The organism is Corynebacterium sp. ACRPE (assembly GCF_022347435.1).
Lineage (GTDB): Bacteria > Actinomycetota > Actinomycetes > Mycobacteriales > Mycobacteriaceae > Corynebacterium > Corynebacterium tuberculostearicum_D.
Genome location: NZ_JAKRNA010000025.1, coordinates 1 through 20759, shown reverse-complemented (window position 1 = coordinate 20759; position 20759 = coordinate 1). Strand labels below are relative to the sequence as shown.

The following is a 20759-nucleotide window of genomic DNA, read 5'->3' as shown; positions in this document are numbered from 1 at the left end:
GCCCTAACTAAAGCGGGCTGTGAAAGGGGTATTAAGGCGTGAACCGCGTTCTTCGAGTCGGCGATACAAGCGTGCGTGTAGCTGAGACTCGCGCTACCTTGGCCCGTCTCGGCCTCTTGTCAGATTTCAAGGGGGAACTTTCGGCTTGGAAGAAGCAGAAGTACTCCGAAAGCGACAAGAGCTTTGATGCCAATTTGTCTGAGGTCCTCAAGGCCTTCCAGCAATCCCGCGGTATCGTGCCCACGGGCGAGATCGACGATCTCACCCTGCGCGAACTGCGCCAAGCCTCGTACACGCTCGGCAGCCGCGTACTTAGCTACGAGCCTGCGAATGAGCTGGTAGGTGACGATATCTCGCAGCTCCAGCAACAACTGCAGGAGCTCGGCTTCTACCAGCAGCGGGTAGACGGCCACTTCGGTACCAATACCCACGCGGCGCTGAAGGAATATCAGCACAACTGCGGCCTGCAGGAGGATGGTGTGTGCGGCCCCGCCACCATCCGTGCCCTTGGGCTGCTTGGCCGCCGTATCACCGGCGGTTCCGCGCACAATATCCAAGAGCGTGAGCGCGTCCGCAACGCCGGACCAAAACTCGCGGGCAAGCGCGTTGTCATCGATCCCGCCTTGAGCGGCGGCGACGCCGGCCAGCTGGTCAAGGGTCGCTTCGGTGATATTTCCGAGCAAGAAATCCTGTGGGACCTCACCCAGCGCATCGAGGGGCGCATGATTGCCGCAGGCATGGAAACCATCATCTCCCGTCCTCGCACCTCCGATGCGGACGTCAAGTCCCGCGCCGAGCTGGCCAATGCCTTCGATGCGGACATAGTCATTTCCCTAGCCTGCGATTCTTACCCCAATGAGAAGGCCAATGGTGTTGCCACCTTCTACTTTGGTTCCGAATCCGGCAACTCCTCACTCATTGGTGAGACCCTTTCCGGTTTCATCCAGCGCGAGATTGTCGCGCGCACTGAGCTGCTGGACTGCGGCAACCACGGCCGCACCTGGGACCTGCTGCGCTTGACCCAGATGCCGGTCATCCAGATCGTACTGGGCTACCTGACCAACCCAGAGGACATAAAGATCCTCACCAACCCGTCCCGCCGCGACGACATTGCGGAGGCGATCGTGATTGCCGTAAAGCGCATGTACCTCATGGAGCAGGACACCGCCGTAACCGGCGCCTATAAGTTCTCCGAGCTGCTCCAGGCCGAACAGTCCTAGGCCTCGAATCTAGGCCAAAGCGCGGGCCAGGAAGTCTTCGGCCGCTGCCGCGCTAAGCATATCGTGCTCGGGCGGCAGCTCGAGCCGCAAGCGGGGGAGTACTGGGTGATCTGCGGCTACCTCAAAGCCGGCGGAGCGCAAAGTCTCATAAGACATCAGCCCGATATAGGCCGGTTTGTGGCCCAAGAAATCCGCCGCTGCGGTCGGATCGCCGTAATAACCAAAGGCTTCCACGGCGGTGCTGCCGCGGTTAGTGAGGTGCATAATGGCGGCGTCGACAAGCACTGCTTCAATGCCACGCCCCATTAAATGTGCTTTGACGAAGAGCGAGGTAATGATCTCCGCATCGTCTGAAATGGGGGCGGTGGGAAGCTTGGCTGCGCCGGCAGCATCCTCGCGGGAGCAAAAGAGAATGGTGGCGTCCTCGCCCACAGTAAAGCCGCACTGACCAAAGGAGAGCAGGGTAGTGGCCAGCCACGCTTCCTTTTCAAAGGCGGGATCGACCACGGAGGCCTCCAGCTCCCAAAAGGTGCTGCGCGCGGCCTGGCGGTGAATGTGCGCGCCTTCGCGTACCGGCTCGAGGATCATCGCCCCGGTTTAGTGCTGGCCCTCAATGAGCGCCATGATGCGCTCGAAATCTTCTTGGTCGCCGAATTCCACGACCATCTTGCCCTTGCGCTTGCCCATGGTCACGGTGACCTTGGTATCGAAACGGTCGGACAGGCGCTCAGCGGAATCGGTAAAGTACTGCGGCTGCGGTACCGGCTGCTTCTTCTTGGATTCGGCCGGCTTACCATCGCGCTTGTAGAGGGTGACTGCTTCCTCGGTGGCGCGTACGGACAGGCCCTCCGCGATGATGCGGTTGGCAATGTATTCCATGGCCTCGGTGTCATCCAAGGACAATAGGGCACGCGCGTGGCCGGCAGATAAGGTACCAGCAGCTACGCGCTTTTGTACCTCTACCGGCAGCTTGAGCAGGCGCAGCATATTAGTCACCTGTGGGCGCGAACGGCCAATGCGGTCTGCCAGCTCGTTTTGGGTAACGCCGAACTCTTCCAGCAGCTGCTGGTAGGCGTGCGCTTCTTCCAAGGGGTTGAGCTGTACGCGGTGGATGTTCTCCAGAAGGGCATCGCGCAGCAAGTTGTCATCCTTGGTATCGCGCACGATGGCCGGAATCGTGGCCAAGCCCGCTTTGGAGGAAGCGCGCCAACGCCGCTCACCCATGATGAGCTCAAAGCCACCTTCCTCGGAAGGACGAACGACCACGGGCTGCAACAGGCCAAACTCGCGGATCGAGTGGACGAGCTCGCCGAGTTCATCCTCGTCGAAGACGGTGCGCGGCTGCTTTGGGTTGGGGATGATATCCCCAATGGAAATCTCACGGTAGGTCGCACCAATAGGAGCCGGGGTGGCCTGGCGCTTCTTGGAGGACGCGGAACCAGAGCCCTGCTGAATGGTGGGAGCGCCCTTTACGCGCTTGCCTTCGCCGCCCTTCCGGCCCGGCTGCGGGGTGGAATTACCCAAAATAATATCCGCGGCGGAATCTCCCAGGCGCGGCTTGCGGGTAGGGGCATCAGGACCGGACGGGATGAGTGCGGCTAGGCCTTTGCCAAGGCCGCCTTGCTTCTGTTCTGCCATGAGTTCCTATCCTTCCAATTCCGCGTAAATCTCTGGGCTCACGCCAATCGCCCCGGTGGTCGGGTGCGGGCGGTAATCGCCACGCCGGTTAAGCTCGCGCGCCGCCGCAAGGTACGCGCGGGCACCGGTGGACGAGGGAGCGTAATCAATAACCGTAGTACCGTACCCCGGTGCCTCGGAAACGCGCACGGAGCGCGGGATAACATTGGCCAGCACCACGGCGCCAAACTGTTCGCGGACGTTATCTGCCACATCCTCGGCCAAACGTGTACGGGCGTCATACATGGTCAGCAGCACGGCGGAAATATGTAGATCCTCGTTGAGGTGCTCACGAATCATGGAGATATTTCCCAGCAGCTGGCCCACGCCCTCCAGGGCGTAATACTCGCATTGAATCGGGATGATGACCTCTTCAGCGCACGTCATGGCGTTGATGGTGAGCAATCCAAGTGATGGCGGGCAGTCAATGAAGACATATTCAAAGCCATGCTCTTCAAGGAAGCCATTATGCAGGGCGTCATAGAGCCGAAATTCACGGCGTACCAAGGAGACCATTTCGATCTCCGCACCAGCTAGATCAATGGTGGCGGGGATGCAAAAAAGGTTCTCGTTGTGCGAGGAGGCCTGCATAGCCTTCTCGGCGGTGCAGTCTCCGAGGAGCACCTCATAGCTGGAATCGGTGCCGGAATTGTGTTCCGCGCCCATGGCCGTGGAGGCGTTTCCCTGCGGGTCAAGATCGATCACCAGCACTTTTTTGCCCTCGGTGGCTAGGGCTGCGGCCAAGTTAGCGGCGGAGGTGGTTTTGCCTACGCCGCCTTTCTGGTTAGCAATGGTGATAAGGCGCGGATTAGTCATGCCGTCTACTTTAGTTCACGCGCGGGACACGAATGATCGTGGTTCCCTCGATGGTGCTGACCTCGGCCTTTCCACCGCCGGCTTTCTTAATGTCGCCGGCATCGCGCTCCAGTTCCTCGTGTACCGAAGAACCCTTCAGCGCGATCATCTCACCACCCTTGCGTACGAGCGGCAGCGACCATTTCGCCAGCTTGCCCAGCGGTGCGACGGCGCGGGAGGTGACCACGTCTGCGCCCGCCACGGCCTTTTTAATCGGGCCTTCCTCGGCACGGCCACGCAGCACCGTTACGTTGTCTAGGCCCAGCTCTTCTACGACCTCGTTGAGATAGTTATAGCGCTTGAGCAGCGGCTCGATCAAGGTGATCTGCAGGTCTGGGCGTGCAATGGCCAGCGGAATGCCGGGCAGCCCAGCACCCGAGCCGACGTCGATAACCGTGGCGCCCTCCGGGATTGCCTGCTTGACGACGGCGCAGTTAATAATATGCCTGTCCCACAGACGTGGCACCTCACGGGGGCCTATAAAACCACGAGTGGACCCGTCTGTAGCGAGCGAATCATGGTAAGCCTGCGCGAGGGGCAAGCGGGAGCCGAATACTACTGACGGGTCCATCTCGGACACGATGGGGTTCTCCTCCGTGTTTATTTGTTTTTGCGCTGTTTCTTGGTGCGGTTGTCCTTCTTGCGGGCACCCGGCTTAGGCGCGGAAGTGCGCTTGGCCTCAACCTTAGCGGCTTCCTCTTCTTCTTCCTCGCGGTCCATCTTGGCATAGACGATGCGGGTTTGGAAGAAGGTCCAGACCGTATTGGCCATCATGTAGAACAGCAAACCAATCGGCCAGATGAAGCCGGAGAAAATCAGCATGGCCGGCATGACCCACAGCATCATCTTGGACATCATAGCCATTTGCTGCTGCATCATTTCCGCATTCTGCCCCTGCGGTGCTTGGGTCTTACCAGCGGCACGGCGCTTTTCCTGGCGGTTCAGGCTCATGCGGGCGTTGAAGTGCGTCATGACCGCAATGATGACGATCATCGGAACGATAATGACGGCTGCCTGGCTGGTGGTCACGCCCTCTACAATCGGCGAGTTCAAGCGCAGGTTGGTCACCAGCGGAACATCGAAAATCTTGGCATCCAAGAACTGCTGGACCAGTTCCGGCTTAAAGATGTAGTTCGCGGTATTAGCATTTTCCTCAATGGACATTGGGTCACCACTGGGATGTCCAAAGCCACCGGCTACCGCCACGGTTCGGTCGAAGGAGCGCAGCACGTGGAACAAACCAACGAACATTGGAATCTGCACGAAGACCGGCAGGCAGCCGGCCATCGGACGAACGCCGGACTCCTTGTAGACCTTCTGCATTTCCTGCGCGGCCTTGGTTTGGTCATTACCGTACTTCGCGCGGATTTCCTGCACCTTAGGCTGGATTTCCTGCATCTTACGCGAGGAACGAATCTGGCTAATGGTCGGCTTGACCATTAGTGCCTTAAGCGTCCAGGTCAGCAGCACAATGGCCAGAATCCAGGTAATGCCCCAGGCAGGGTCCATTACGAGGGACAGCAGCCAGTGCCAGAACCACAAAACGGCCGAAATTGGCCAGTAAATGAAATTAAGCACGAGTGTTTAATCCTCAATTGTTGTTGGTACCCGGGACCGGATCGAATCCGCCCGGATGCCAGGGGCCGCATTTGCAGACCCTGGCTATTGCCATCGCCGTACCCTTGATTGCGCCGTGTTGAGAAAGCGCCTCTAGGGCATAAGCACTGCATGTCGGCTCGAACCGACAGGTCGATACCATCTTAAGGCCAGAGACATGTTTTTGGTAGAAACGAACCACTTTGACCATTGGTTTGGCCAATCCTCTGGCTGGGGGAATTTCCTCCCCGCGGGAGTTTAGATATCCCATTGCTTGCGCAGTGCTTTGGCAAGATCTTTTTCTAATTGCTCACTGCTAGCAGTGGCGCTGGCGGGCAAGGCACGGATGACAACATCCACGCTGGCAGGCAGCTTGGGAATGAATGTCATGCACACATGGCGAAGCCGCCGGGAGGTGCGGTGGCGAACCACTGCATTCCCGACGGCTTTAGAAACAATCAGCCCAAATCGCGGCCCAGTGGCGGCGATATCGACTGCCTTGTCCGTACCTGCGTTGTCGCGCGCATGCACGACGACCGTACGAGTGCCCGCCCGGCGACTACCCTTCATCGTGCGCCGAAATTGCGTCGGCGACGTGAGCTTGTGCTGGGCTGGAAGCATAACTTATGCAGTCAGCTTTGCGCGGCCCTTCTTGCGACGAGCTGCAACAATGGCGCGACCTGCACGGGTGCTCATGCGGGTGCGGAAGCCGTGCTTGCGAGCACGACGACGGTTGTTCGGCTGGAACGTGCGCTTACCCTTTGCCACGTTAATTCTCCTTGAAGTTGTGCGTAGGCACACCACCGCGATGCAGCGGCACGCCCACTGATGAATAGATTCCATGAACCTGACGCATCACAGTCTCTCCGGTGCACGGCTAGCCGACGGGCCCAGCCAGTGCGAGGTGACGCTGTCACTTTCACGCGCAACTCTTTGTTGCAATAGACCATGCCAGATTACGTGATTTCTGCCGCTGGAAACAAATCGACACCCGGGTACACCCGAAATTACATAAATGTTTTTTCCTGCAGCTAGAGGGCCAGATTCTGCGCTCTTGCTGCACCTAATCCACCACACCGCAAGGCCCACCCCGACCTGCTCCCGGGTGGTGAATTTTTCTCGCTAGACACACCCGCCGTTTCGGCGGTACAACAGAAGAATCAAATTCCACAGCCCAACCGGTCATGTGGATAACTCTAAATCAACACTTGAGACTTTTGCAGTTTCTGCAGCGTAAGGCCATAAAATGACCAATGAAGAGTTATCCACAGTCATGAACTAAGCTGTGAATAACTATTTCATCCACACCTGTGGATAACTCTGTGGAGATCGAGGTGACTCGATAAAAACCGATGTGAAAACCACAGTGGAATCCGCAGTGAAAATTGTTATTCAATGTCCACCCGTCCCCGACTAAATTCCACAAAGGTAGCCTGTTGTGACTGACCCACAAGCGAACCTGCATGCCGTTTGGCGCGCGGTCGTTGATGACCTGCTCGCACAATCCGAGCAACCCAATTCCGAGGTCCCCAGTTTTTCGCACTCACAGCGCCTTTACCTCCAACTGGTTCGCCCCATCATGATGGTTGAGGGCTACACCCTCGTTGCCGCCGAGAACTTGGATGCCAAAAATGTGGTCGAAAATGAGTTGGGCGAGCACATTGCCAAGGCACTAACCCGCCACCTAGGCCGGCCGTGTTCCTTTGCGGTTACCCTTGCCACCCCGCAAGAGCCACAGCCGCCGGCCGCGGACCCTGCACAACAACCAACTCCCCCTCAACAACAGCAGCCCCCTCAATCGCAACCGCCACAGAACACGGAATCCACCCAGAACTACATTCCGCGCCCGCAGCAAACGGATGCCGCTGCACAGCAGGCCCCTTCCCAGAACAATTGGCAGTCGAGTCACGCCCCTGCAAGCCTGGATGAGCTGGCTCAGCACTATAACCAACAGCAGGCAGAATCTGCGGGAAATTTCTCCGGTTCTGACACCAATTCCGCCCGCATCCCGCGCGAGGCCCCGGCGCACGATCCCAACCGTGAGACTTCCCTCAATCCGAAGCACACCTTCGATAGCTTCGTGATCGGTTCTTCGAATCGTTTTGCCAATGGTGCCGCCGTAGCTGTGGCCGAGAACCCCGCACGTGCGTACAACCCACTATTTATCTGGGGTGGCTCTGGTCTGGGCAAAACGCACCTTTTGCATGCCGCCGGCAATTACGCCCAGGTACTGCATCCGGGTCTGCGCGTGAAGTATGTGTCTTCGGAAGAATTCACGAATGACTACATTAATTCCCTGCGCGATGACCGTCAGGAATCCTTCAAGCGGCGCTACCGCAATCTCGACATTTTGATGGTCGATGACATCCAGTTCTTGGAAGGCAAAGAATCCACCCAGGAAGAGTTCTTCCATACTTTCAATGCGCTGCACCAAGCCAATAAACAAATCATTTTGTCTTCGGACCGCCCACCGAAGCAGCTAACCACGCTGGAAGATCGCCTCCGCACCCGCTTTGAAGGCGGTCTTATCACCGATATTCAGCCGCCAGATCTAGAAACGCGTATCGCGATTTTGATGAAGAAGGCAGCCAATGACGGCACCGAGGTGGATCGCTCCGTGCTTGAGCTCATTGCCTCTCGTTTTGAGTCTTCTATTCGTGAGCTCGAGGGCGCACTGATCCGCGTTTCGGCCTATTCCTCCTTGGTGAATGAGCCGATCAACGTGGAGATGGCGGAAATCGCGTTGCGCGATTTGGCCCCAGATTCCGCCGATAGGCAAATCACCGCTACCTCGATCATGGAGGTCACGGCAGAATTCTTCGATATTGATGTAGAAACTCTGCGCGGCGCTGGCAAAAAGCGTGCGGTGGCGCATGCACGCCAGTTGGCTATGTATCTGTGCCGCGAACTTACCGAGCTATCCCTTCCCAAGATCGGTGAACAGTTCGGCGGCAAGGACCACACCACCGTCATTTACGCGGATCGAAAGATCCGCAAAGAGATGACTGAAAAGCGCAATACCTACGACGAGATCCAGGCGCTTACCCAGCGCATCAAGAATCGCGGTCGCGCCTAAATCTCTCCGCCACTACTGCAGCGCCTTCCTTATATAAAGGAGGGCGCTTTTGCTTTCCCTTGACACTTCGCGGATTCTGCTCGCACTACTTAAAGGTGAGACCAGAACTACCAGATCAGAAATTCTTGATTGAGACGCCGAAACCTGGTCCAAACCGTCCACACAGCCGCCTATACCTTCGTGTAATTCCACAAAGAAGCCGCAAGACCCGCAGAAGGTAGTCTCTTAACTGGGAAAAGAGTTATCCACAACGTTATTCACACTTGTGTAATTCCATCTTTGTAATTCATAGATCTTACTCACAGTTTTAAATTCCACAGGCTCTATGCTGGGAGAACTGCCCTGTGATCAGCGCTGTGTGTAGATCGGTGATCAAATGACAAAACCTGTGGATAAAACGGTGATCCCGTTAGTTGTCCACAATTCGCCCCGATTGATCACAGCAAGATCACAAGAATTGGCACACCCCGGATCTGTGTCCTGAACTTGTCATTTACCTGGTTACCCACAGATCCCACAGCGCTTATTACTACTACTAAATTATTTCTCTGATCTGTATAGAAGAAAGAGGGTGTGTGGAATTCGGCCCGGCCTGCCTCCGGCCAGGCGCGGATCGAACGGGCAGAGATGGAATTACACGTTGTGGCGCACCCCGCCCGATGCGGTAAGTTGGAAGCCAGTCTTTTGTAAGTAACAAATTTCCTACTTGCCCCAGAGGAGCTCTTCGCACCATGGATGAAGCCGTGTCATTTCGCGTGGCCAAAGATGACCTTGCCAACGCCGTAGCGTGGGTTGCTCGTAGCCTGCCGTCCAAGGTCACCCAGCCTGTGCTCCGCGCGATGCTCATCACCGCGGATGACAATGGTCTTGAGTTCACTGGCTTCGATTACGAGGTATCCACCCGCGTCCGCATCGCCGGCATGGTGGATGAACCCGGACAGATCGCAGTAGCCGGCAAGCTCCTCTCTGACATCGTCGCTTCCCTTCCCAACAAGGAAGTAGAGATCTCCCAGGTAGATTCCAAGGCACTGGTTACCTGTGGTTCTTCCCGCTTTGAGCTGCCACTGATCCCTCTGGATGATTACCCGCAGCTTCCGGTCCTGCCGGAGGTTACCGGCACCATCCAGCCGCAGCTATTCGTCGAGGCCATCCACCAGGTCGCCGCCGCGGCCGGCAAGGATGACACCCTGCCCATGCTCACCGGTGTGCACATGGATATCCGTGGCAAGGACATTGAGATGACGGCAACGGACCGCTTCCGCCTGGCCATGCGCACCTTGGAATGGGAGCCGAAGTCGCCGGATGTAGAAGCGAAACTCTTGGTGCCTGCGAAGACCCTGCAGGAAACCGGTCGTTCCTTGGATCCGCACCTGAATATCCCAGTGGAGATCGCCGTGGGCACCGATGACAATATTGGTGCTGATGGCCTCTTTGGCCTGCACGCGGATAATCGCGAGACCACCACGCGCATGCTGGATGCGGACTTCCCTAATGTGCAGCCACTGCTGCCGAAGAACCACACCAATATTGCCTCCATTGAGGTCGCCCCGCTGCAGGAAGCAATCCGCCGCGTGTCTTTGCTGACGGATCGCAACGCGCAAATTCGGATGGAATTCGCCGATGGCCAGGTGACCCTTTCCGCCGGTGCGGATGCTGGTAACGCGACCGAGACCCTGCCGTGCGCATTCCATGGCCGCGATGAATTCCTCATCGCCTTCAATCCGGGCTACCTCAAGGATGGCTTGGGCGTTATCAATACCGACCGCGTGGTCTTCGGCTTTACCGAGCCTTCCCGCCCAGCCATCATGATCCCAGAACCGGAAGAGCTGCCTGAGGCCGATGAAGATGGCAACTTCCCCACGCCGGAGACCAACTTCACCTACTTGCTCATGCCGGTTCGCCTGCCGGGCTAATGTACGTCAGGGATCTCGATGTTCGGGATTTTCGCTCGTGGCCCGAACTTAATGTGCAGCTAGGGCCGGGGATCACCCTTTTTGTCGGGCGCAATGGCTTTGGCAAGACCAATATCGTCGAGGCCATTGGCTATACCGCCCACCTTTCTTCCCACCGCGTTTCCCACGATGCACCGCTGGTGCGTCAGGGCGCGGACAGCGCGCGGGTATCCATTACCGCGGTGAACCAAGGCCGCGAGCTTACTACCCATTTGCTGATTAAGCCCCACGCGGCCAATCAAGCACAGATTAATCGCACCCGCCTGCGCAGCCCTCGTGAGTTGCTGGGCGTGGTAAAAACTGTGCTCTTTTCCCCGGAGGACTTGGCCCTGGTGCGCGGGGAGCCGGCCGGGCGCCGCGCCTACCTCGATAGCATCATTGCCTCGCGGACTCCGCGGCTAGCGGGTGTGAAGGCCGACTACGACAAGGTGCTCAAGCAGCGCAATGCCTTGCTGAAATCGGCCTCCGGCAGCCTGCGCCGCGGCTATTCCGATAGCGATGGCGCCGCCGCATTGGCCACCTTGGATACCTGGGATGCGCAGCTTGCCCGGCTCGGCGCCCAGGTGATCGCCGCACGCCTTGCGCTTGTCGACGCCCTGTTGGACCACATCCCCGCCGCCTATTCCGGCCTGGCGCCAGAATCGCGGCCGGCGCACGTGGAATATAAGTCCACGATCGATACCTCCGATCGCGAGGTACTAGAGGCCGTGCTGCTCACCGAGTTGGCCGCCGCCCGGCAGCGCGAGATCGAACGCGGCATTTCCCTGGTGGGCCCTCACCGCGATGATCTGGTGCTCAACCTGGGCGATCAGCCGGCCAAGGGCTTTGCCAGCCACGGTGAGACGTGGTCCTATGCCATCGCGCTGCGCCTGGCGGAATTCAACCTCCTGCGCCAGGAGGGAGGATCGGATCCGGTGCTTATCTTGGACGATGTCTTTGCCGAGCTCGACGCTAAGCGCCGCAAGCAGCTAGTCCACTTGGCCGCCGAGGCCGAACAGGTGCTCATCACCGCGGCCGTGGACGAGGATTTGCCCGGAAATTTGGAACCCATCGTGCGCTACCGCGTGAGCGTAGAAGATACCGAGACCGGTCGCATCTCCAAGCTCAGCGCCGAGGAAGGTGAAGGGAATGAGTGAGGATCAAGGGGGCGTCGGCAAGCAGCGCATCGATCCCGTCACCCAGTACTTCAAGCTGGTTCGGTCCACCTCCAAAAACCCGCCGAAGCTGACCCGTCCGGTGCCGAAGATGCCGGTGCCTTCGCTGGAGAAGGCGCAAAAGCAGGGGTATATGGGCTATCAACGGGGCATACCCACTGGCCCGGATGGCAGGAAGAAGCGGCGCACCTTGACCGTGCCGAGCCTGGGATCCCAAATTAACCGCGAGGTAGTCAACCGTGGGTGGGAGCATGACCTGGCCAATGGCTGGGTGATGGGCAATTGGGAGCATCTGGTGGGCGAGCGCATCGCCGCGCATACGCAGCCGCAGCGGATTAAGGACAAGATTGTCTACGTATCCTGCGATAACTCCACGTGGGCAACGGAGCTGCGCTACCTGCAGCGGCAAATCCTGCGGAAAATCTCTGACCGCCTGGGCCCCGATGTCATTGTGGAACTGCGGATTCACGGGCCGAAGCAAAGGCGCAATTATGAGGGGCGGCAGTGGGTCAAACCGCAAGGATCACAAGATACCTACGGCTAATAGGCTGAGGTTTACTCAGACCTGCACAATGTAAAGAACCTCAGAGCGCGCCAGATTCCTATCTCTCACGGGTGTGGGGTGTCTTTCAGTAGGGGGTATCCGTGTAGAATAGTCAAGGTCTTAGAATTAGCTATAGCCAAAAGGAGAGCACGAATCCGTGGCTGAAGAACACGCATATGATGCCGGGTCAATTACGATCCTGGAGGGCCTCGAGGCCGTCCGTAAGCGCCCCGGCATGTACATTGGTTCGACCGGTTCGCGCGGCCTGCACCACCTCATTTGGGAGATCGTTGATAACTCCGTCGATGAGGCCATGGCCGGCTACGCCGATAAGGTTACCGTCAAGCTGCTGGAGGATGGCGGCGTCGAGGTCATCGATAATGGCCGTGGCATTCCGGTAGAAATGCACGCCTCTGGTGCACCTACCGTCCAGGTGGTCATGACCCAGCTGCACGCCGGCGGTAAGTTCGACTCCGACTCCTACGCCGTTTCTGGCGGCCTGCACGGCGTCGGTATTTCCGTGGTGAACGCGCTTTCTACCCGCGTGGAGGCGGAGATTAAGCGTGACGGCAAGCACTGGTACCAAAACTTCCAGAACGCCATCCCAGACGAGCTCGTTGAGGGTGGCAATGCCCGCGGCACGGGCACCAAGATTCGTTTCTGGGCGGACCCGGAAGTTTTCGAAACCACCGAGTACGATTACGACACCATCGCCCGCCGCCTGCAGGAAATGGCCTTCCTGAACAAGGGCCTGAGCATTGAGCTCATTGACGAGCGCGTCACCGAAGAGCAGATCGAGCTGGAGGAAATCGCCGATGCAGAATCCGGCGAGACCAGCGCGGATGAAACCTCCTTTGATGATGCCCCGGACGCCGGCGATACCTTTAATGAAGAATCCGGCGAGGCGAAGGACGCTGCGGCGGATAAGAAGCGCCGCAAGAAGGTAACCTTCCACTACCCGGATGGCTTGACCGACTACGTCAAGTACCTCAATAAGTCCAAGACCGCGATCCACCCGACCATCGTTTCCTTCGATGCGAAGGGCGAGGATCACGAGGTCGAGGTAGCGCTGCAGTGGAATCAGGGCTATAAGCAGTCCGTTCACACCTTTGCTAATACCATCAACACCCACGAGGGCGGCACGCACGAAGAGGGCTTCCGTGCGGCCCTGACCTCCCTGATGAACCGCTACGCCAAGGAGCATAAGCTCCTCAAGGAAAAGGACGGCAACCTCTCCGGCGATGACTGCCGCGAAGGCTTGGCGGCCGTTATTTCCGTCAAGGTGGGCGATCCGCAGTTCGAGGGCCAGACCAAGACCAAGCTGGGCAATTCCGAGATCAAGGGCTTTGTCCAGCGCGCGGTCAACGAGCACGTCAATGACTGGTTCGATGCCAACCCGGCTGAGGCTAAGGCCATCATCAATAAGGCCGTGTCCTCCGCGCATGCTCGCATGGCTGCCCGCAAGGCTCGCGAGATGGTGCGCCGCAAGTCCGCCACCGACCTCGGCGGCCTGCCAGGCAAGCTTGCAGACTGCCGCTCGAAGGATCCGAAGATTTCCGAGCTCTACATCGTGGAGGGTGACTCCGCAGGTGGCTCCGCTAAGGGCGGCCGCGATTCTATGTTCCAGGCCATCCTGCCGCTGCGCGGCAAGATCCTGAACGTGGAGAAGGCCCGCATGGATAAGGTCCTCAAGAATGCCGAGGTCCAGGCGATTATTACCGCGCTGGGAACCGGCATCCACGAGGAATTCGATATCAAGAAGCTGCGCTACGACAAGATCGTGCTCATGGCCGATGCCGACGTTGACGGTCAGCACATTGCTACGCTGCTTCTGACCTTGCTCTTCCGTTTCATGCCGCAGTTGGTTGAGGATGGCCACGTGTTCCTGGCTAACCCGCCGCTGTACAAGCTCAAGTGGTCTAAGGGTACTCCGGGCTATGCTTTTTCCGACGCCGAGCGCGATAAGCTGCTGGCCGAGGGTCTGGAGCAAAACCGCAAGATCAACAAGGATGACGGCATCCAGCGCTACAAGGGTCTGGGCGAGATGAACGCCGCCGAGCTGTGGGAGACCACGCTTGACCCGAGCACCCGCATCCTGCGCCGTGTGGATCTGGAAGACGCGCAGCGCGCCGATGAGCTCTTCTCCATCCTCATGGGTGATGATGTCTCGGCTCGCCGCTCCTTCATTACCCGCCGCGCGAAGGACGTCCGCTTCCTGGATATCTAGAGCGCAGTATGAAGCCCACCGTGGAGTTTACCGCGGTGGGCTTTAATTGTGGCGTCGGAAAGCACCGGGCCTAAGCCTGGGAGCTGCGCTGATCCGCTACGGCGAATCCTAGGGAAGCAAGGCACATGGCGAGGATGACGCCGAAGCCGGCAATGATGGACAGCGGCCAGTCCGCGCTTGTGCCGTGCAAGGTGGCAAAAACGATGGCCGTAATAATGGCAAGCCCAATGGCCGTACCGATGCGCTGGCCGGTCTGGAGGACGGCGCCGGACGATCCGGCGTAGGCCTGTGGAACATGCGCCAAGGTGAGCGTTTGGTTGGGGGAGATGACCGAGCCTTGGCCGCCGCCAACAAGGGCCAACGAAAGGACCATCCACCATTCGCTGGCTCCCCACTGCTCGGTGGCCCAGATAAGCGCAATGGTGGCAATGAGGCCGGAGATGGTCACGAGCATGCCCAACACCACCACCTTGCGGCCGTGGACGGATACGGATCGGCCGGCCAGTGTGGCAGATATGGAGCTCAATAAGGCAGCCGGAATGCCTACGGATCCGGCAGCTAGGGCGGAGTGTCCGAGTCCGCTTTGGAAGTAGAGTGCCACGAGCACCCAAATGCTGGTAATACCCATAAACCACAAGGTGGCGATGATGGTGCCATTGCGAAAACTCGGGGTGGCGAAGATAGTGAGATCCACCATCGGCGGATGGCCGGTGGCCTTGTGGTGTCGCTCCCACAGCACCCATCCCACAAGGAGGACGGCGCCCAACAGTAGGAGCCACCACACGGCCGGGGAAGCGGAGGATTCCATGAAGGGGAAGAGGATGGCCCACACTGCAGCACCGAGAATCACCGCACCGATGGGATCCAGGGTGGCAAGGGCCTTGAAGATGCCCAGTTTATTGCCATTTTCATCGCGCACGCGGGAAAACAGCGGCCGCGGAAACCACAGCAATCCTAAGATGATGGCAATAAGGCCGACGGGGAAATTGACCAGCATGGTCAGCCGCCAACCTAGGTCCGCGCCGCCGAGGCGAATGAGAAGGCCGCCCAGTACCGGTCCGATAGCCACAGCGATGCCCACCGTGGAGCCAAAGTAGCCGAAGGCGCGGGCGCGTTCCGGACCGCGGAAGTACTGCTGGATCATTCCCACGCCCTGCGGATTGAGCAGCCCAGCGCCTAGGCCTTGGATAAAACGGGCGGCGTTGAGTGCCTCCGCGTTGGGGGCAAAGCCGGCGACGGCGGCGCTGAGGGAATAGATAGCAATGCCCGCCAAAAAGATTCCGCCGCGGCCGACGAGATCTCCAGCGCGGCCGGCCGCCACAAGGATGACGCCAAAGGTGAGCGCATAGCCGGAGAGCACCCATTGCACATCGGACTCAGAGGCTCCCAGGCCCGATTGAATAGAGGGCAGGGCTACGTTCACGATGGACACGCTCAGCAGAGACATGAAGAGCGCCGTAAGCAAAACGATAAGGACCCGCCAGCGGGCGGGATCTTGGCCGGCGGGGTACTCGGTCTGGTTAGCTGCGGAAGTAGTCACTTCCACACTTATACTCTGCGGTTTGTTCTAGGTTCAACCGCGCGGAAACTACATGTGTTTTTGCAGCACGCGGCCGAAATCCGGTACCGCAGGGGTGAGGAACTTCGAGGCCTTACCGCGCAAGGAGTTATAAGGCTTAGACAGCGCGGGGGAGTTAATCTGCTCGGCGTGCTTATCGGCCACCGACATGATGGAATCGCTCACCTGGGTGCTGCGGGGCTCGAGGAAGGAACCGAAATCCTGCTCGGAGCTGCGTGCAAACTCTTGCCAGTGCGGATCTAAAGCGTCGAGGATATCCGGTAGCACGCGGCCTAGGGCCTTGGTGATGATGGCGGGGTCTACCTTCTTCGCGGCGGCGACGGCGCCCTTGAGCGCCATGCCGGTAATGCCCGATTGCTTGGCGACGACCCCCTCAACCAGCTCGCCGCAATCGTTAATCACCGCAGTGCGCTGCGGACCTGACATAAGTTCAGAAAGATGTGCCATGCTGCACCACCTTACGCGAGTTAGGCGGGCTGGCCCGGCAGGCCAGGGAGGTTGGCCTGAATGGCAGCAATCTGATCAGCAATCTGGCCCAGGCCGGCATCGCGTGCAGCCTTCTCCAGATCCACGTTAGGGGAGTACAGCGCCACGGCGCTGGCCAGCGCGGCGACGCCAGCGGCCGCTGCGGTGATGATCAGGGTGAGATCCAGCTGGGAAGAACCGGTAGAGGAACTACCGGCCTCGCCTGGCTGAAAGGCCGGATTTACGTTGTCCTGCCAGGAATCGGCATCAGCGGCGGTGGCGGTAGGAGCAGTGACGGCGGTGGCAGCTAGCGCCACGGCGGTCAGGCTCGAGGCGGCGATCTTTTTGAAGTGGGACATGGTGGTAGTTCCTTTCTTGGGTCACTATCCCCAGTAACTTAGGTAACTTCTTTAACACTAAGGTAGACGCGCGCGCTGAACTTTGCGAACTCTGCGTTATACCCGCTCAGCGCCGGCACGCGGGCTAATACCTCTGCCATGGCGCGGGCAGCATCGCGGTGGTTGTCATGAATGGCTATTCCCTCCACCTTGGCGGTGCTGGCAGCTGCCGCGGCCGCTAGGGCGGCGAAGTTGGTGATGCGGACGTTAAAGCGAGCGCAAAACTCGCGGGCCAAGAGGTAGAGCTGTTCAGTAGTCATGCTCGCCTAGGACTGTGCGGGCCGGGCACGGCGGATTTCCGCCTCCAGCTCAGCGCGGCCGGGGAGGAGGGCGCGGGCGGTGGATTGCACGTGGGCGTCGGCAAGCGTGCGGGCTGCCGCTGAAACAACGGCGCGCACCACCGCCTCGTGCTTGGAGGTGCCCTGCGCGGAAGCCAACAAGGTAAGGGCGTGATCCTGCTCGTCTGTGAGCCGCAATGTCATTGCCATACTTCAGTGATACCACGGTGATACCACCCGTGCGGCAATTCGAGCCCTGAAAGGCGCTAGAGGGTAGAATTTGGCGTTATGAGTGACAATAACGACGATCTTTTTGATCGCATATTTCCCATTGACATTAATGAGGAGATGGAGTCGAGTTATATCGACTATGCCATGTCCGTCATCGTCGGCCGTGCCCTGCCGGAGGTGCGCGACGGCATGAAGCCGGTGCACCGCCGCGTCATTTACGCCATGTATGACGCCGGCTTCCGCCCGGAGCGCTCGTACGTGAAGAGCGTGAAGGCCGTGGGCGAGACCATGAGTAACTACCACCCGCACGGCGACAGAGCCATCTACGACACCCTCGTGCGCATGGCGCAGCCGTGGGCGATGCGCTACCCGTTGGTGGACGGCCAGGGCAACTTCGGCTCGCCGGGTAATGACGGCCCGGCCGCGATGCGTTACACGGAGTGCAAGCTCACCCCGCTGGCCATGGAGATGGTGCGCGACATCCGCGAGAACTCCGTGGACTTCGCCCCCAACTTCGACTCGAAGACCCAGGAGCCGACGGTCCTGCCGTCGCGTGTGCCGAACCTGCTGATGAACGGCTCGAACGGTATCGCGGTCGGTATGGCCACCAACATCCCGCCGCACAACCTCAACGAGCTGGCGGAGGCCATCTACTGGCTGCTGGACCACCCGGAGGCGTCGGAGGAGGAGGCTCTGGCCGCCTGCATGGAGCGCGTCAAGGGCCCGGATTTCCCCACAGCCGGCCTCATCGTAGGCGACCAAGGCATCAAGGATGCCTACTCCACCGGCCGTGGCTCCATCCGCATGCGCGGTGTGACCTCCATCGAGGAGTCTGGATCCCGCCAAACCATCGTGATCACCGAGCTGCCGTTCCAGGTCAACCCGGATAACCTCATCTCCAATATCGCGGAGTCCGTGGCCAGCGGCAAGATTGCGGGCATTTCCAAGATTGAGGATGAGTCCTCCGACCGCGTGGGCATGCGCATCGTGGTCACCCTTAAGCGCGACGCTGTGGCGCGTGTGGTGCTCAATAACCTCTACAAGCACTCCCAGCTGCAGACCTCCTTCGGTGCCAACATGCTCTCCATTGTTGACGGCGTGCCGCGCACCCTCCGCCTGGATCAGATGCTGCGCTACTACGTGGAGCACCAGATCGAGGTCATCGTTCGCCGTACCCAGTACCGCTTGAACGAGGCCGAGAAGCGCGCCCACATCTTGCGCGGCTTGGTCAAGGCCCTGGACATGCTCGATGAGGTCATCGCCCTTATCCGCCGTTCTCCCACCGTGGACGAGGCGCGCGAAGGCTTGAAGGAGCTTCTCGACGTCGACGATATCCAGGCCGATGCCATCCTGGCCATGCAGCTGCGCAAGCTGGCTGCTCTGGAGCGCCAGAAGATTATCGACGAGTTGGCCGAGATCGAGCGCGAGATCGCTGATCTGAAGGACATCCTCGCCCGCGAGGAGCGTCAGCGCCAGATTGTCCACGATGAGCTGGCAGAGATCGTCGATAAGTATGGCGATGAACGCCGCACCGAAATCATCCCGGCAACCGGCGATGTCACCGATGAGGATCTCATTGCCCGCGAGAACGTCGTGGTCACCATTACCTCTACTGGCTACGCTAAGCGCACCAAGGTGGATTCCTATAAGGCACAGAAGCGTGGCGGCAAGGGCGTGCGCGGCGCTGAGCTCAAGCAGGACGATATTGTGAAGAACTTCTTCGTCTGCTCCACGCACGACTGGATCTTGTTCTTTACCAACTTCGGCCGCGTCTACCGTCTTAAGGCCTATGAGCTGCCCGAGGGTGGTCGCGCCGCACGCGGCCAGCACGTGGCTAACCTGTTGGAATTCCAGCCGGAAGAAAAGATCGCACAGGTCATCCAGATTCAGTCCTACGAGGACGCTCCTTACTTGGTCCTCGCCACCCAGCAGGGCCGCGTGAAGAAGTCCCGCCTGACCGATTACGAGTCCGCGCGTTCCGCTGGCCTTATCGCCATCAACCTCAACGAGGGCGATGCGCTCATCGGCGCACAGCTCGTCTCCGAGGGCGATGACATCCTGCTTACCTCCGAGCAGGGCCAAGCTATCCGCTTTACTGCCGACGACGACCAGCTGCGCCCCATGGGCCGCGCTACCGCCGGTGTGAAGGGCATGCGCTTCCGCGGCGATGATCAGCTGCTATCCATGTCCGTGGTCCACGATGGCGAGTTCCTTTTGGTCGCCACCTCTGGCGGCTATGGCAAGCGCACCGCCATCGAGGAATACACCCCGCAGGGCCGCGGTGGCTTGGGCGTTATGACCTTCAAGTACACCCTGAAGCGCGGCAAGCTCATCGGTGCCATCTCCGTCGATGAGGATGACGAGATCTTCGCCATCACCTCCGCCGGCGGCGTCATCCGCACCGAGGTGGACCAGATTCGTCCGTCCTCCCGTGCGACCATGGGCGTGCGCTTGGTGAACTTGGCTGACGATGTCGAACTGCTTGCCATCGACCGCAACGTCGAAGAAGATGGTGAGGAAGACGCTCAGGCTGTAGCCAAGGGCGAAAAGACCGTGGATGAGGTCCAGCAGGAGCACAAGGCTGGCGATGCTTCCAAGGATGAGGAGTAATTAATGGCACGACGAGACGTAACGATTACGCGAATCTCGCCCACCTCCGCGTTCCGCGTGGGTCTGGCCTTGTCACTCGTCGGACTCATCGCCTGGATGCTGGCCGTATGCCTGCTCTACATCGGCCTGAACCAGGTGGGCATTTGGGAATCGCTCAATAGCCTCGTCGGCGGCGTCGGCGGCGGATTCGAGGTCACCTTCGGCGTCATCATCTCCGCCTCCGCGCTCATCGGCGTTATTTTCGCCGTTCTCCTTACATTGCTGGCGCCCCTGATGGCGGTTATTTATAACGCCATCGTGGACGTCTTTGGCGGCCTGCGAGTCGACTTAGACAACCGCTAGCACCTCTCTTGTGTTGGAAGATGCCGGTACCTTCGGGTGCCGGTATTTTTCTTTCTTTTGTGCGAATCTTTCCCCTTCTTCTTACCGGCCGGAAATATCTGTTGAGCAGGCGATTTGTGTAAATCCGGGGATAGTATGTAGAGTTAATCCTCGTTCCGCACAAGGGCCTATAGCTCAGTCGGTTAGAGCGCATCGCTGATAACGATGAGGTCGCTGGTTCGATTCCAGCTAGGCCCACCACGGAACAATGGGGCATTAGCTCAATTGGTAGAGCATCTGCTTTGCAAGCAGAAGGTCAGGAGTTCGATTCTCCTATGCTCCACAGCATAAAGTCCGGCTTCCTCTTTGGAGGGGCCGGACATTTTTCATTTCCGCGCTCATTCTCAGGCTTAAACGACAGAATGTGGCTTAAGGGACATTTCGTGTGGATTTGCGGGGGTTAAGGGTCAAAATGTGTGTCTGGCTCGGCGTGTCGCGGGGGTTAGATTTGGCCTTTTTGAATGCCGATTGAGTGGGTGTAGTCGGTGTCGATAGCGTTGTCGTAGAGGGCTGGGC

Annotated in this window: 21 protein-coding genes and 2 tRNA genes; 10 read left to right on the top strand and 13 right to left on the bottom strand. The window is 59.1% G+C overall.

Going from position 1 to position 20759, the window contains the following annotated elements; all coding sequences use genetic code 11:
- Positions 1-38 precede the first annotated feature (38 nt).
- A complete protein-coding gene (locus MHY13_RS10345) occupies positions 39-1220 on the top strand; it encodes an N-acetylmuramoyl-L-alanine amidase (RefSeq protein ID WP_239283044.1) in 1182 nt (393 codons plus the stop codon).
- A 9-nt stretch (positions 1221-1229) separates the two neighbouring features.
- Here MHY13_RS10345 and MHY13_RS10340 read toward each other — a convergent pair whose 3' ends face one another.
- From MHY13_RS10340 to rpmH, 8 genes are read right to left on the bottom strand one after another with little or no spacing between them, the layout of a single operon-like run.
- Positions 1230-1808, bottom strand: a complete 579-nt coding sequence (locus tag MHY13_RS10340; RefSeq protein WP_239283043.1) for a hypothetical protein — start codon at positions 1806-1808, stop codon at positions 1230-1232.
- Positions 1809-1817: 9 nt separating this feature from the next.
- The gene (locus MHY13_RS10335; RefSeq protein ID WP_239283042.1) at positions 1818-2858 is read right to left on the bottom strand and encodes a ParB/RepB/Spo0J family partition protein; all 1041 of its coding nucleotides are present in this window, start codon (positions 2856-2858) and stop codon (positions 1818-1820) included.
- Between the two features lie 6 nt (positions 2859-2864).
- Positions 2865-3713, bottom strand: a complete 849-nt coding sequence (locus tag MHY13_RS10330) for a ParA family protein (protein ID WP_005326889.1) — start codon at positions 3711-3713, stop codon at positions 2865-2867.
- A 10-nt stretch (positions 3714-3723) separates the two neighbouring features.
- A complete protein-coding gene (gene rsmG, locus MHY13_RS10325) occupies positions 3724-4323 on the bottom strand; it encodes a 16S rRNA (guanine(527)-N(7))-methyltransferase RsmG (protein ID WP_049378067.1) in 600 nt (199 codons plus the stop codon).
- 29 nt (positions 4324-4352) lie between these two features.
- Complete coding sequence (gene yidC / locus MHY13_RS10320; RefSeq protein ID WP_239283041.1) at positions 4353-5330, bottom strand: membrane protein insertase YidC; 978 nt, start codon at positions 5328-5330, stop codon at positions 4353-4355.
- Between the two features lie 13 nt (positions 5331-5343).
- The gene (yidD, locus tag MHY13_RS10315; RefSeq protein ID WP_005326014.1) at positions 5344-5559 is read right to left on the bottom strand and encodes a membrane protein insertion efficiency factor YidD; all 216 of its coding nucleotides are present in this window, start codon (positions 5557-5559) and stop codon (positions 5344-5346) included.
- Positions 5560-5606: 47 nt separating this feature from the next.
- Positions 5607-5969: a ribonuclease P protein component gene (gene rnpA, locus MHY13_RS10310; protein WP_239283040.1), complete on the bottom strand. Its 363-nt coding sequence runs from the start codon at positions 5967-5969 to the stop codon at positions 5607-5609.
- A 3-nt stretch (positions 5970-5972) separates the two neighbouring features.
- Positions 5973-6116 carry a 50S ribosomal protein L34 gene (rpmH, locus tag MHY13_RS10305; protein WP_003847033.1) on the bottom strand — a complete coding sequence of 48 codons (144 nt, stop codon included), beginning with the start codon at positions 6114-6116 and terminating at the stop codon, positions 5973-5975.
- 670 nt (positions 6117-6786) lie between these two features.
- Here rpmH and dnaA point away from each other — a divergent pair.
- From dnaA to gyrB, 5 genes are all read left to right on the top strand, one after another.
- The gene (gene dnaA / locus MHY13_RS10300; RefSeq protein ID WP_239283039.1) at positions 6787-8424 is read left to right on the top strand and encodes a chromosomal replication initiator protein DnaA; all 1638 of its coding nucleotides are present in this window, start codon (positions 6787-6789) and stop codon (positions 8422-8424) included.
- Between the two features lie 731 nt (positions 8425-9155).
- Positions 9156-10337, top strand: a complete 1182-nt coding sequence (dnaN, locus tag MHY13_RS10295) for a DNA polymerase III subunit beta (RefSeq protein WP_005325994.1) — start codon at positions 9156-9158, stop codon at positions 10335-10337.
- Positions 10337-11512, top strand: a complete 1176-nt coding sequence (recF, locus tag MHY13_RS10290; RefSeq protein ID WP_005325992.1) for a DNA replication/repair protein RecF — start codon at positions 10337-10339, stop codon at positions 11510-11512. The genes dnaN and recF overlap by 1 nt, the downstream gene beginning before the upstream one ends.
- Entirely contained in the window at positions 11505-12074 is a 570-nt protein-coding gene (locus MHY13_RS10285; RefSeq protein WP_005325990.1) for a DciA family protein, read from the top strand. Before recF ends, MHY13_RS10285 begins: the two co-directional genes overlap by 8 nt.
- A 157-nt stretch (positions 12075-12231) precedes the next feature.
- A complete protein-coding gene (gyrB, locus tag MHY13_RS10280; protein ID WP_005325988.1) occupies positions 12232-14301 on the top strand; it encodes a DNA topoisomerase (ATP-hydrolyzing) subunit B in 2070 nt (689 codons plus the stop codon).
- Between the two features lie 70 nt (positions 14302-14371).
- Here gyrB and MHY13_RS10275 read toward each other — a convergent pair whose 3' ends face one another.
- The 5 genes from MHY13_RS10275 to MHY13_RS10255 are packed head-to-tail and all read right to left on the bottom strand — an operon-like array spanning position 14372 to position 17231.
- Complete coding sequence (locus MHY13_RS10275) at positions 14372-15847, bottom strand: MFS transporter (protein ID WP_239283038.1); 1476 nt, start codon at positions 15845-15847, stop codon at positions 14372-14374.
- A gap of 42 nt (positions 15848-15889) precedes the next feature.
- Positions 15890-16327 (bottom strand): hypothetical protein, encoded by a 438-nt coding sequence (locus MHY13_RS10270; RefSeq protein ID WP_150850214.1) that lies wholly within the window; start codon positions 16325-16327, stop codon positions 15890-15892.
- A 20-nt stretch (positions 16328-16347) separates the two neighbouring features.
- Positions 16348-16704, bottom strand: a complete 357-nt coding sequence (locus MHY13_RS10265) for a hypothetical protein (protein WP_239283037.1) — start codon at positions 16702-16704, stop codon at positions 16348-16350.
- A 38-nt stretch (positions 16705-16742) separates the two neighbouring features.
- Positions 16743-17003, bottom strand: a complete 261-nt coding sequence (locus tag MHY13_RS10260) for a cell filamentation protein Fic (RefSeq protein ID WP_239283036.1) — start codon at positions 17001-17003, stop codon at positions 16743-16745.
- A gap of 6 nt (positions 17004-17009) precedes the next feature.
- Positions 17010-17231, bottom strand: coding sequence for a CopG family transcriptional regulator (locus MHY13_RS10255; protein ID WP_239283035.1), 222 nt, complete (start codon positions 17229-17231; stop codon positions 17010-17012).
- Between the two features lie 78 nt (positions 17232-17309).
- Between MHY13_RS10255 and gyrA the strand changes: the two genes are divergently transcribed.
- The 4 genes from gyrA (at position 17310) to MHY13_RS10235 (ending at position 20526) form a co-directional block, all read left to right on the top strand.
- Positions 17310-19862 (top strand): DNA gyrase subunit A, encoded by a 2553-nt coding sequence (gene gyrA / locus MHY13_RS10250; RefSeq protein ID WP_239283034.1) that lies wholly within the window; start codon positions 17310-17312, stop codon positions 19860-19862.
- Between the two features lie 3 nt (positions 19863-19865).
- Entirely contained in the window at positions 19866-20204 is a 339-nt protein-coding gene (locus tag MHY13_RS10245) for a DUF3566 domain-containing protein (RefSeq protein ID WP_049378050.1), read from the top strand.
- Positions 20205-20367: 163 nt separating this feature from the next.
- Positions 20368-20444 (top strand) — tRNA-Ile (locus MHY13_RS10240).
- A gap of 9 nt (positions 20445-20453) precedes the next feature.
- Positions 20454-20526: transfer RNA gene (locus MHY13_RS10235), tRNA-Ala, on the top strand.
- The last annotated feature ends 233 nt before the right edge of the window (positions 20527-20759 follow it).

Bases quoted from the DNA above. Each gene is read 5' to 3' on its own strand.
- MHY13_RS10265 (WP_239283037.1), bottom strand. From the start codon at position 16,704: ATGTCCCACTTCAAAAAGATCGCCGCCTCGAGCCTGACCGCCGTGGCG.
- recF (WP_005325992.1), top strand. From the start codon at position 10,337: ATGTACGTCAGGGATCTCGATGTTCGGGATTTTCGCTCGTGGCCCGAA.
- MHY13_RS10245 (WP_049378050.1), top strand. From the start codon at position 19,866: ATGGCACGACGAGACGTAACGATTACGCGAATCTCGCCCACCTCCGCG.
- rsmG (WP_049378067.1), bottom strand. From the start codon at position 4,323: ATGGACCCGTCAGTAGTATTCGGCTCCCGCTTGCCCCTCGCGCAGGCT.
- rnpA (WP_239283040.1), bottom strand. From the start codon at position 5,969: ATGCTTCCAGCCCAGCACAAGCTCACGTCGCCGACGCAATTTCGGCGC.
- MHY13_RS10285 (WP_005325990.1), top strand. From the start codon at position 11,505: ATGAGTGAGGATCAAGGGGGCGTCGGCAAGCAGCGCATCGATCCCGTC.
- yidD (WP_005326014.1), bottom strand. From the start codon at position 5,559: ATGGTCAAAGTGGTTCGTTTCTACCAAAAACATGTCTCTGGCCTTAAG.
- MHY13_RS10270 (WP_150850214.1), bottom strand. From the start codon at position 16,327: ATGGCACATCTTTCTGAACTTATGTCAGGTCCGCAGCGCACTGCGGTG.
- MHY13_RS10335 (WP_239283042.1), bottom strand. From the start codon at position 2,858: ATGGCAGAACAGAAGCAAGGCGGCCTTGGCAAAGGCCTAGCCGCACTC.
- MHY13_RS10340 (WP_239283043.1), bottom strand. From the start codon at position 1,808: ATGATCCTCGAGCCGGTACGCGAAGGCGCGCACATTCACCGCCAGGCC.
- MHY13_RS10260 (WP_239283036.1), bottom strand. From the start codon at position 17,003: ATGACTACTGAACAGCTCTACCTCTTGGCCCGCGAGTTTTGCGCTCGC.
- dnaN (WP_005325994.1), top strand. From the start codon at position 9,156: ATGGATGAAGCCGTGTCATTTCGCGTGGCCAAAGATGACCTTGCCAAC.
- gyrA (WP_239283034.1), top strand. From the start codon at position 17,310: ATGAGTGACAATAACGACGATCTTTTTGATCGCATATTTCCCATTGAC.
- MHY13_RS10255 (WP_239283035.1), bottom strand. From the start codon at position 17,231: ATGGCAATGACATTGCGGCTCACAGACGAGCAGGATCACGCCCTTACC.
- MHY13_RS10330 (WP_005326889.1), bottom strand. From the start codon at position 3,713: ATGACTAATCCGCGCCTTATCACCATTGCTAACCAGAAAGGCGGCGTA.